This window comes from Nanoarchaeota archaeon (genome assembly GCA_018897155.1).
GTDB lineage: Archaea > EX4484-52 > EX4484-52 > EX4484-52 > LFW-46 > LFW-46.
Genome location: JAHILE010000013.1, coordinates 1 through 10171, shown reverse-complemented (window position 1 = coordinate 10171; position 10171 = coordinate 1). Strand labels below are relative to the sequence as shown.

11 protein-coding genes are annotated in these 10171 nt (G+C 40.5%); 3 read left to right on the top strand and 8 right to left on the bottom strand.

The features are described 5' to 3' along the window. Together KKB09_01150 and KKB09_01145 are read right to left on the bottom strand one after the other, a co-directional pair. The coding region (locus KKB09_01150; GenBank protein ID MBU4299800.1) for a hypothetical protein at positions 1–1584 on the bottom strand (1584 nt) is incomplete at its 3' end. Between the two features lie 10 nt (positions 1585–1594). Then, a complete protein-coding gene (locus KKB09_01145) occupies positions 1595–2035 on the bottom strand; it encodes a TIGR00270 family protein (protein ID MBU4299799.1) in 441 nt (146 codons plus the stop codon). Between the two features lie 33 nt (positions 2036–2068). Between KKB09_01145 and KKB09_01140 the strand changes: the two genes are divergently transcribed. The 3 genes from KKB09_01140 to KKB09_01130 all read left to right on the top strand — a co-directional run bounded on the left by KKB09_01140 (position 2069) and on the right by KKB09_01130 (position 3659). After that, positions 2069–2743, top strand: coding sequence for a class I SAM-dependent methyltransferase (locus KKB09_01140; protein MBU4299798.1), 675 nt, complete (start codon positions 2069–2071; stop codon positions 2741–2743). A gap of 34 nt (positions 2744–2777) precedes the next feature. Continuing rightward, positions 2778–3437 (top strand): hypothetical protein, encoded by a 660-nt coding sequence (locus tag KKB09_01135; GenBank protein MBU4299797.1) that lies wholly within the window; start codon positions 2778–2780, stop codon positions 3435–3437. Positions 3438–3515: 78 nt separating this feature from the next. Further along, entirely contained in the window at positions 3516–3659 is a 144-nt protein-coding gene (locus tag KKB09_01130) for a hypothetical protein (GenBank protein MBU4299796.1), read from the top strand. A gap of 39 nt (positions 3660–3698) precedes the next feature. Here KKB09_01130 and KKB09_01125 read toward each other — a convergent pair whose 3' ends face one another. The 6 genes from KKB09_01125 to KKB09_01100 all read right to left on the bottom strand — a co-directional run. Beyond that, positions 3699–3860 carry a hypothetical protein gene (locus tag KKB09_01125; protein ID MBU4299795.1) on the bottom strand — a complete coding sequence of 54 codons (162 nt, stop codon included), beginning with the start codon at positions 3858–3860 and terminating at the stop codon, positions 3699–3701. A 258-nt stretch (positions 3861–4118) separates the two neighbouring features. Then, on the bottom strand, positions 4119–5357 hold the full coding sequence (locus KKB09_01120; protein MBU4299794.1) for a Glu/Leu/Phe/Val dehydrogenase: 1239 nt from the start codon (positions 5355–5357) through the stop codon (positions 4119–4121). Between the two features lie 34 nt (positions 5358–5391). After that, on the bottom strand, positions 5392–5844 hold the full coding sequence (locus KKB09_01115) for a hypothetical protein (GenBank protein ID MBU4299793.1): 453 nt from the start codon (positions 5842–5844) through the stop codon (positions 5392–5394). Positions 5845–5927: 83 nt separating this feature from the next. Further along, positions 5928–8402 (bottom strand): phosphoenolpyruvate synthase, encoded by a 2475-nt coding sequence (gene ppsA / locus KKB09_01110; protein ID MBU4299792.1) that lies wholly within the window; start codon positions 8400–8402, stop codon positions 5928–5930. A gap of 107 nt (positions 8403–8509) precedes the next feature. After that, positions 8510–9802: an ATP-binding protein gene (locus KKB09_01105; protein ID MBU4299791.1), complete on the bottom strand. Its 1293-nt coding sequence runs from the start codon at positions 9800–9802 to the stop codon at positions 8510–8512. An 81-nt stretch (positions 9803–9883) separates the two neighbouring features. After that, positions 9884–10171, bottom strand: a 288-nt coding sequence (locus tag KKB09_01100) for a hypothetical protein (GenBank protein MBU4299790.1), incomplete at its 5' end; no start/stop codon positions are given.

The following is a 10171-nucleotide window of genomic DNA, read 5'->3' as shown; positions in this document are numbered from 1 at the left end:
TGAATATTCCCACCTCCACTTATATATAGAGCCATCATTTTTATTGTGGAGAAACATTTCAGGAGAATTTTTGTATTCAACGCTTGTGTCGGGCCGATAGGATATAACCAGATCAAAAAGTATTTTCATATCGTTTGCATGAACCGTATCAACTAATTGTTTTAACTCTTCTTCTGTTCCATAATTGGGATTTAGCTCGCTATTTATGAGGCTGTATCCCGATGTTTTATTTTTTTGCGTTTCGATTGAGTTCCATATAGGCAAAAGATATATTGTTTTAATCCCGAGCGATTTTAATTTGGGAATAAAACCGGTCAATTCCGAATAAGTTTTTTTCGTGCTGAAACTGGCTATATTTACTTCATAAATAGCGCCTTCCCCAATCCAATCATTTACTTTCTTATTGCTATCCGGCATACTTTCATCTTTATTGATATTGACGATACTATTTGCCCCGTCCTTTGCTTCGGATTGCTTTTTATTTCTTATTTCTTCAATAACCGACTTATAGGCATAAAATGCCGGCGTTCTTTGCTTATTGTTTAACGCCGAGACAAATTCATTTTGATCGCTTCCATAATAAACAAATTTCCCCGTATAAAACGGCGCGATGGCTTTCATATTATGCATTTGCGCGTAATAAATCATAAGCCGCAACCATTTGGCATCAATCGGTTTCATAAATTCTTTAACACTTATGGCAGTTTGTTGAGAAGTAATCATCGCCGATGTCCATGTTTCCAAAATCCATGTTTCCTTTCCTTTTGAATTAGCATAATCTATTGCGCTTCCAACCACATCGCCTTTTCCCAAATAACCGGAGTATTCTGAATAAATTCCTTCCATGCCATAAATATCAAATCCGACAATATCCAAATCTTTGATATCGGAAACTATCCGCAAAAAACTAAGCTCTTCTTTATGCCCCGCCACAGCAGTTTTTGTATTTGGGCTTAATTGCTTGGATAACCCTGCAATTCTTCCAACTAACCCTTTCCAGTCTGCATCGCTCGCGTCAAAATTATATTTGATTTCCATCGTCTCCGGCTCAATAACAATGCCATAATAATCAGGTTTTATCAAAGCTATGATATTTTTCGTATAATCGCTCAATGCTTTGTCATAGCTGTTAAAATTCATCTCTATATCGTCGAAGCGGGCGCCGATAAACAACTTTTTCCCGCTATCGCGTATTTTATTTATAAGTTTATCGTATCTTTCTTTTTGAGAAAAATATTCTTTGGGACGGATATATAATAAAACCGTATCCGGATCCACTTCTAAAATGGCATCGAGCATTTTAGCGTCTATGTCTGAATTTGTTTTTACAAACATGTTATCACTTGCATATACATGATATACATCGAAATCCATCGCTTTGTATTCAACGGGCTTCCACTCCACAAGTTTTTGATCAAGCCACGCAACTTTTTGTTCGCATAGAGACATGTATTCGGTAGGTGCGGAAGCGCATGGAGTTTGTTGTTCGTCACCCGGCGCATTCCGCGCATTTTTATGTCCGATAAATGCAAATGACAGAAGTATCAGAAGCAGTATCCCAATTACAATGATTTTTTTGTTCATAAGCTCCCATTCACTTTTTCTTCACTTTAATCAGATCTCCAAGCGTAAATCCCGAGCTTTGCAATTTCTCAAGTTCAACTTTCCCTTGCGCAACCATTGCAATCAGTTGTATTCCAAGCGCGTGCTGCAGTTTTTTCGCCAAGAATATTGTCGGTTGCATACGCCCTTGTTCTATCCGAGGTATCAGAAACTCTTTTTCCTGAATTTCGCGCGCCAGATGTTCTTGCGTCCAGCCCTTTCTTTCGCGCGCATTTTTCACAAGCGATGCGTAATTTTCAACAATATCCTCTTTTGAGAAGTCAATCACTTTTTCGTGCCTCGGAGCAAAAACAGGGGGTGTTATAATGCGTTCGCCCAGTTTCGCGCATGATTCGCAGACATTCATAACGGCGCCTTCAAGCCTGATTTTCACAATGTTTGAGGCGCGCTTGTCGCAGATTTCGCAGTTCATGCATTATATATCTATTCTAAAGAATAATAACTTATGCCCAATGCAGTGAAAGCGGACTACGACAAATTTGCGGAAGAGTTTTCGAAAACGCGCCAAGTTCCTTGGAAAGAGGTCTCTGATTTTCTTGAAAAGCTGCCGAAGCAGAGTTTTGTTCTTGATATCGGCTGCGGAAATGGCAGGCACATCATCGAGGCAAAAAAGCGCGGATTAGATGCAGTTGGTATCGATATTTCAAAAAATATGTTGAAAATCGCAAAGAAAAAGACAGGCGTGCCTTGGGTTCTTGGAAACGTGCTTGCGCTTCCATTTAAAGAAAACGCATTCGATAATTCGATATGCATTGCAGTAGTTCATCATTTTAAGGCAGAAAAAGAGCGGATTTTGGCATTGAAAGAAATTGCGCGCGCTTCAAAATCAGAACTCTTTGTTTCTGTCTGGGCGTTTGAGCAGGAAAAATTCAAAAAAAGAAAAAGCCCGGATATCCAGCTGGGCTGGAATAATGAATCATCTCGTTCCGCTAACGCTTCACTCGAAGCTTTTGAGGGCTCCAAACCCTCAAAACATCCGCGGTTTTATCATCTCTTTCGCAAGGCTGAGCTGGAAATGCTTGCGAAAAAAGCTGAATTGAAAGTAAATAAAGCGTGGCGGGAAGGAAATAATTACTGGGCGATTATTGAAACAAATACGCGGCTTAAAAACAATATATAATCATAAGCTACAAATATATAACTGGTGCATGGAAATGAGCGAGATTAACAGGTCGACCGAAGGCTTTGAAAGATATGGTGTGCGCCTCACCTTTCCTGAATTTTTCGCTCAAGGTACATATAAATTTGTGCCGGACCCAGGGCATTTTGAAGCTCCAAATCTTATTTCTTTTACAGAAGAAGGCCATCTAATCCGCATAAAATGCCTTTCTGACAAAATACGGCAGAGCCTTGTCTTAAATCCTGTTGTGTATAATGCGATTATGGGAACGATAGTCATTCCGATTATCGAGAAAGTCAGGGAGGATTTAAAGAGCGCTGCTGTTTTGTTTGTCGAGCTGCGGTCAAAGCTCGTGGCCAAGGGATTTCATGATATGCATTTTTATTACGAAAAAACCGGCAATGGCTATATGGTTTTTGATTCGTATAGAATGATTGATACACAAACAGGAGAGCCGCATCGCCTTTTTCAAAAAGCCATGATTGTTAAGGCACTTCATAAAGAATCTGTGGATCCTGCATACCGGGAGATATATAAAATAGTCCAGTCATTGAACATTGAGCAGGATGCAGAAACCAACGAGGTTTATATCTCAAGTAGGGATTTGAAAACCGCTGTTGAGGACGCGCTAATAATATATCTTACTGCAGACGGATTAAATTCGTTTCCGGTTGATGATGCGGAAACGAAATAATGTGGCAGAGGCGCAAGCGAAGAAATAATTATTATGCATTACTAGAATCTTTATATACGCAAATATACAAATAACGCTATGAAACATCCAAAAAAGCGTTCTTTTAAAAACAATAAATTCTCTAGCAGATTTTCAATGATTTTCATATTTTTGCTGTATCTTTCTGGAACCGTTCTGATGTTGAAAGGAGGGTATGATTTTTTTGTTTATCCAAAACTATAGGTGCCGCTGCATAAGATTTATATATGCCAAAATTCTTGCTCAAATCTTAGCGTTGAACGCAAGAATTTTGAATGACTCGGTTTTAGCTTTGCAGATAACGCTAAGGTGTATGTGCTCTGCGAATTGTGCAACAGCACCAAAACTATATGATGTTTCATGTATTGCTGAAAATGCGATTCCTAATTCAGATATGAGGTACATATTCAATCAGTCACGGGAGTTTGTGAATAGAGCGATTTATAATCATATGAGACAATATCATAATAATAGTATGAGTGAACTTCCATTTGCATTGCCACCACCAATTAATGTAATTCAATTGTGTTTCACCCCAATATTTACAATGGCAAACGGGCTTTTGATAATGTTTATCGGGATCATTCTTCAGTTCGCCGCTATTTTACGGGTAATTTCAGTTAAACTTCGTCCAGCAATTGAAATTAATCAAAAGAAACATAATTAAATCCTCGCATCAATCGCCTTTACAAGCCGCTGCAACCCGATAACATACGCCGCAGTTCTCATGTCGATTTTTTCGCGCGCGGATAGCTCATAAATCCCGTGAAATGCAGACGTCATTTTCTTTGCAAGGCGCTCATGCACTTCGGGAAGTGTCCAGTAATATCCTTCGCGGTTCTGCACCCATTCGAAATAGCTTACAGTTACACCGCCTGCATTTGCAAGAATGTCGGGAACAACCAAAACGCCTTTTTTCGTAAGTATTTCGTCAGCTTCAGGAGTTGTGGGTCCGTTTGCAAGCTCAAGCACTACTTTTGCTTTTACTTTTGCAGCATTGTTTTTAGTCAATTGATTTTCAAGTGCAGAAGGGGCAAGTATTTCGCATTCGACTTCAAGCAGCTCTTCATTTGTGATATTTTTTGCACCATGAACGTTCTGCACATTGCCAGTTTTTTCTTTATGCGCTTCCACAACAGTTATGTCAAGGCCTTCTTTGTTATAGATCCCGCCTTTTGAATCACTTATTGCAACAATGAGGTATCCGGCATTATGCATAAGGCGCGCCAAATGAGCTCCTGCATTGCCGAATCCTTGTATTGCTACTCGCGTAATCTTTGGCTCCATTTTAAGAATTGTCGCAAGTTCTTTCATAACTATGAATCCGCCTCTTGCTGTTGCATCGTCGCGTCCGAGTGAGCCGCCAAGAGCGATTGGCTTTCCGGTTATGACTCCCGGAATCTGCTTTCCATATATCTGTGCGTATTCATCCATCATCCAGCCCATGATTTCTGCATTGGTATAAACGTCGGGCGCGGGAATATCAGTATCAACGCCGATGAATTTATAGACTCCGCGAATATACCCTCTGCTCAGGCGCTCAAGCTCTGCCCGCGAAAGCTTTTTCGGGTCTATAACTACGCCGCCTTTGGCGCCGCCGTAAGGAATGTCTGCAACAGCGCATTTGAATGCCATCCAGAAAGAAAGCGCAATGACTTCATCAAGCGAAACATTCGGATGGTATCGTATTCCGCCTTTGTAAGGGCCTCGCGCGTCATTGTAATGAACTCTGTATCCGTTGAATACCTGAATTTTTCCGGAATCCATGCGAACCGGTATTGAGAATGATAAGGTTTCTTTTGGCGCGGACAGAATTGCGCGCGCATCGTCGCTGATTTCGACGTATTTCATCGCCTTTTCAAGGCGTTGGAATGCTTTTTCGAAAATATTTTCAGATGCCATAGAATTCACTTGTTATATTTCGCGCAAAGATTAATTAATGTTGCGCGAGGTTTTTTGATTTTCTGAATCTTTCTTGCGCCTTGAGAAATACTTTAAATGTAATTGGAGTGTCTATACCCCCACCTAATTTCTCTTCATAGTCCTTCTTCCATTCCACCCAAAAATTCCTTCTTTCATTCAACATCTTCAGTAATATCGTTTTACCCACAACCATAATGTTTATCCTTTCGATAATATTCACTTTAAACGGTACTTCTCCATTTTCAATCTTTTGTTCCATTTCTTTTATCTCTGATATTCCATAATCATATGCCTTTTTTATATATCCTATATCTTCATCACGCGGCATCAGTCCATGCATAATTTTATTTGTCTTTGGGTTCCACCATTCCCTGAATCCCATACAGTTCGCTATAAGTCTCTTTCCTTCATCCTCTATAATGACACCATACGCCATATCCCCTAGTTCCAATCTCCTGCATTTCATTAGCCGCCCCTCACATTTTAAAGCCATTTCTCTTTCATGAAATGTGCCATTGCATATTAGGCATCGGCGTTATTCAATATGCATCAACTGCAAACCTTCTTAACCAGCGCGCCATTCCGTGTCTTCTGCATTTCCCCAAGCATCATGCGCGTCTTTATTACGCTGTCAGGATTCAGTGATATTGAGTCGATGCCCTGTTCAATCAAGAATTCCGCGAAATCCGGAAAATCGCTTGGCGCCTGCCCGCAAATGCCGATTTTTCTTTTATATTGCTTGGCAACTTTTATCACCGCGCATATCATTCTTTTTACAGCCTCGTTTTTCTCGTTTGCGATATGCGTTACAATTCCCGAATCGCGGTCAATTCCTAAAGTCAGCTGAGTTAAATCATTGCTTCCGATAGAAAATCCGTCAAAAATTTCAGAGAACTTGTCTGCAAGTATAACATTTGACGGTATTTCGCACATGACATATATTTCAAGCCCGTTTTCATGCTGCTTAAGGCCGTTTTTTCCCATTTCCGCAATGACTTTTTTACCTTCCTCAGGAGTCCTGCAGAATGGAATCATTATTTTGACATTATTCAGCCCGAATTCATCGCGCACCTTCTTCAGCGCCTTGCATTCAAGCGCAAACGCAGCCTTGTACTTGTCATCATAATATCTTGATGCGCCGCGCCAGCCTATCATCGGATTCTCTTCCTTTGGCTCATACGCGCTGCCACCGACAAGATTTGCATATTCGTTTGTCTTGAAATCAGATAATCTAACAATGACGTCTTTGGGATAGAATGCCGCACCTATTGTTCCAATGCCTTCTGCAAGTTTATCCACGAAGAACTTCGCCTTGTCAGTATATCCTTTTGTAAGGTCATCTATTTCCTTTTTCAGTTTTGCGTCAAGGGATTTTTGACCTTTGGTCAAAAAGCTTCGAGTGGAACGAGATGATCTGTAATTAAGAAGCGCAAGCGGATGCACCTTTATGTACGACATGATTATGAATTCTTCGCGCGCAAGCCCCACTCCGTCGTTTGGGATGAACGAATCGTCAAATGCCTGCTCGGGATTTCCGACATTTAGCATAATTTTTGTTTTCAGCTCAGGCAGATTTTTCAAGTTGGTTTTCTTCACATTGAATTTAAGCGCGCCTTCATACACATACCCGGCTTCGCCTTCTGCGCATGAGACTGTTATCATTTTGCCGCTTTTAAGAACTTTTGTGCAGTTGCCTGTTCCGACAACGCACGGTATTCCAAGCTCTCTTGAAATTATTGCTGCATGGCATGTCCTTCCGCCTTTTTCAGTTACAATTGCAGAAGACATTCTCATTATTGGCTCCCAGTCAGGGTCTGTCATTTCAGTCACAAGGACATCGCCTTTTTTGAACTGGTTGATGTTCTTGACATCCTTAATCACACCTGCTTTTCCAGCGCCGATTTTTTCGCCTACGCTTAAACCGGTGATAAGAATCTTTCCTTTCTGGAGGAGCGAATACTTCTCAAGAACATTTACATCGCGCCGTGATTGAACTGTTTCCGGCCTTGCCTGAACAATGAAGATCTTCCCGGTTCTTCCGTCTTTTGCCCATTCTATATCCATAGGCTTTTTGTAGTGGTCCTCGATTATACAGCCCCATTTCGCAAGATTCAGGACTTCCGAGTTTGTTATGCAGAATTTTCCGGCATCTTGCAAAGATGTTTTTACATTTACTGTGGGCTTTGACTTGTTGTTTGAATATATCATGCGCACATCCTTGCTTCCAATCACGCGCGAAATTATCGGCTTTTTGCCAAGTCTTAGCGTTGGCTTGTGCACATAGAACTGGTCGGGATCCACTCGCCCCTGCACAATGTTTTCTCCAAGGCCGTATGAGCCTGTGACAAGTGCCACATCGCGGAATCCGCTTTCAGTATCTATTGTAAACATTACGCCCGAGCATGCAAGGTCAGAGCGCACCATTTTCTGCACGCCTATTGAAAGATATACTGCGAACTGGCCGAATTTTTTTGTATGGCGGTAGGATATCGCGCGGTCTGTGAAAAGCGATGAGAAGCATTTTTTTGCTGCGATAAGAAGAGCATCCACGCCATGGATATTGAGGTAAGTTTCCTGCTGGCCTGCAAAGCTTGCGTCCGGAAGGTCTTCTGCTGTAGCTGATGAGCGCACTGCAACATCAGTGTTGGGTCCGTATTCTTTACAGAGCGTTTTGTATGATGCAGCTATTTCTTTTTTCAGTTCTGCCGGAAATTCTGCTGCAAGTATTGTTTTTCGCACCTTTTTTCCGCGCGCTTGGAGATTTTTTAGATTTCCGACATCAAGGTCCGAGAGAATTTCGCGCATCCTTTTTTCGATGCCGCTTTCTTTAAGGAATAATTTGTAAGCCTGAGCAGTAACTGCAAATCCGTTAGGGATATTAACGCCTTTTTTTGTCAGGTTTGAGTACATTTCACCAAGAGAAGCGTTTTTTCCGCCAACAACAGCGACGTCGGTATTTCGTATTTCGCTGAACCAAAGAATCAGTTTATCCTGTTTAATTTCCTTATTTTTCTTTTGAATCATGACGTATTATTGGGAATTTATGTATATATAGAAGATGATTTTTATCGTATGGATATTTTATTCCCTTAGTTTCTTTCTAATCTTTTCAAGCCGTCTTTATACGTAGTTCAAATCAGATGTACCAAAAGCCACTTCCATAAAGGTATGAAGAATATTTTATTTCCGTCAATATTTTCTTTTCCTTCATAATTTTCCGTTATGATTATCCCGCCTTTAAGCCCAAATTGATTCATTCCTTCTATTAAGCCGTTTATTTCTCGTTCTTTGGTTTTTTTGTCGCCCAAATTCCAGCATACTTGAATTAATTCAGTTATTTTTTCGCCTTCTTTTACTAAAAAATCAATTTCTCTTTTTTTCTCATCTTTCCAGTAATAGACTTCTTTGCCTTTTCTTTTTAGTTCTGCCAAAACCGCATTTTCATACAGCCTTCCTTTGTCTTCTGAAATCTTAAAAGAAACTGCGTTTTTCAGGCCCGTATCGATACAATATGCTTTTTTATTCTGCTTGAACTGGACCGGAATTTTAAACGAAAAACAATTTAGGGTAATCAGCATGAAAGATTCTGTAAGATAGCTTACGTATTTTTCTGCCGTTTCAACGCTTATGGCAAGGGCGCCGGCGATTTTCCTGTAAGAAAATTCTTTGGAAGAATTGCTTAGAAGAAAGTAGCTTATTTTCCTCGCAGTTTCAAACGAAACATTGTGCCTTGATACAATATCTCTTGACAAAATGTCATTGTATATATGTGTTAGAATGGCCTTTGCTTCATATTCATTTTTTCCAAGAGTCTCGGGAAATCCTCCTCCGTTTATATATGACTCCAGATGATGCTTCAGCCTATTTTTGTTATATTCAAGAAAGTCAGGATCAAAATTTTTCCAATCTGAGAATTGTAAATATTCCTTGAAGGAAAATGGAAATACGGCAAAAGTCAAATGCCTTCCGGTAAGAACCCGCCCAATATCCTCTGAAAGAATTGATGCCGAGGAACCGGTAACAAATATGCGCTTGAACCTATTTGTGTCGTAAAATACCCGCACCCATTTCTCCCATCCGTCTTTTTGCTGAATTTCGTCCAAAAACAAATACTCTATGTTGGGATTTATTTTTTCAACAGCGTCCAGAACCTCGTTAAGCGGCAAGGAGTTTATTTCGGGGTCGTCGAAATTCAGAAGAGTAATATTTTTTGCGTTTGCGCCTTCTTCAATCAGATTTTTTATTATTTGATACATCACAGTAGTTTTGCCGGATCTCCTTACGCCTATCAAGTCTTTTATGTGGCGCAGGCCGCCCATTTCTGATATTTTCGGGGTTATTTCTCTATTTATGCCAGCCATGCTTTGTAGAGCATCCGGATTTGCCCACCAGACATTCCATCTTCTTATTGAGTCATCTATCATGCTTTTAGATTGATTTTGTATCTATATAAAGGTTTGATAGACAATTAATTGCATTTATTGTCGAGTATATACGACAATAATTCATTCTTTCAGCTTCTTCTTAATCTCATCAAGCCTTTTTTCAATGTCGCCGAGATCGTCATTTTTGGCAGCAGGATTTTGAAGTTGTGTATCTCGCGCGTCCCCTGAAACAATCTTTTTCGGGGATGCGACTCGCGCAGGCACAGAATAATTTGCTTTTGGTTCCGGAACCTGCTCGTTTTGCGGCGCTTCATCATCATCATTCAGATATTTCTTTATAACATACGCCGCAGCAAGAATCAATACAACCGCAGCAAGGAAGTATGCATAGTATGGCGGCGCTGCCTT

Bases quoted from the DNA above. Each gene is read 5' to 3' on its own strand.
- KKB09_01145 (MBU4299799.1), bottom strand. From the start codon at position 2,035: ATGAACTGCGAAATCTGCGACAAGCGCGCCTCAAACATTGTGAAAATC.
- KKB09_01140 (MBU4299798.1), top strand. From the start codon at position 2,069: ATGCCCAATGCAGTGAAAGCGGACTACGACAAATTTGCGGAAGAGTTT.
- KKB09_01135 (MBU4299797.1), top strand. From the start codon at position 2,778: ATGAGCGAGATTAACAGGTCGACCGAAGGCTTTGAAAGATATGGTGTG.
- KKB09_01130 (MBU4299796.1), top strand. From the start codon at position 3,516: ATGAAACATCCAAAAAAGCGTTCTTTTAAAAACAATAAATTCTCTAGC.
- KKB09_01125 (MBU4299795.1), bottom strand. From the start codon at position 3,860: ATGTACCTCATATCTGAATTAGGAATCGCATTTTCAGCAATACATGAA.
- KKB09_01120 (MBU4299794.1), bottom strand. From the start codon at position 5,357: ATGGCATCTGAAAATATTTTCGAAAAAGCATTCCAACGCCTTGAAAAG.
- KKB09_01115 (MBU4299793.1), bottom strand. From the start codon at position 5,844: ATGAAATGCAGGAGATTGGAACTAGGGGATATGGCGTATGGTGTCATT.
- ppsA (MBU4299792.1), bottom strand. From the start codon at position 8,402: ATGATTCAAAAGAAAAATAAGGAAATTAAACAGGATAAACTGATTCTT.
- KKB09_01105 (MBU4299791.1), bottom strand. From the start codon at position 9,802: ATGATAGATGACTCAATAAGAAGATGGAATGTCTGGTGGGCAAATCCG.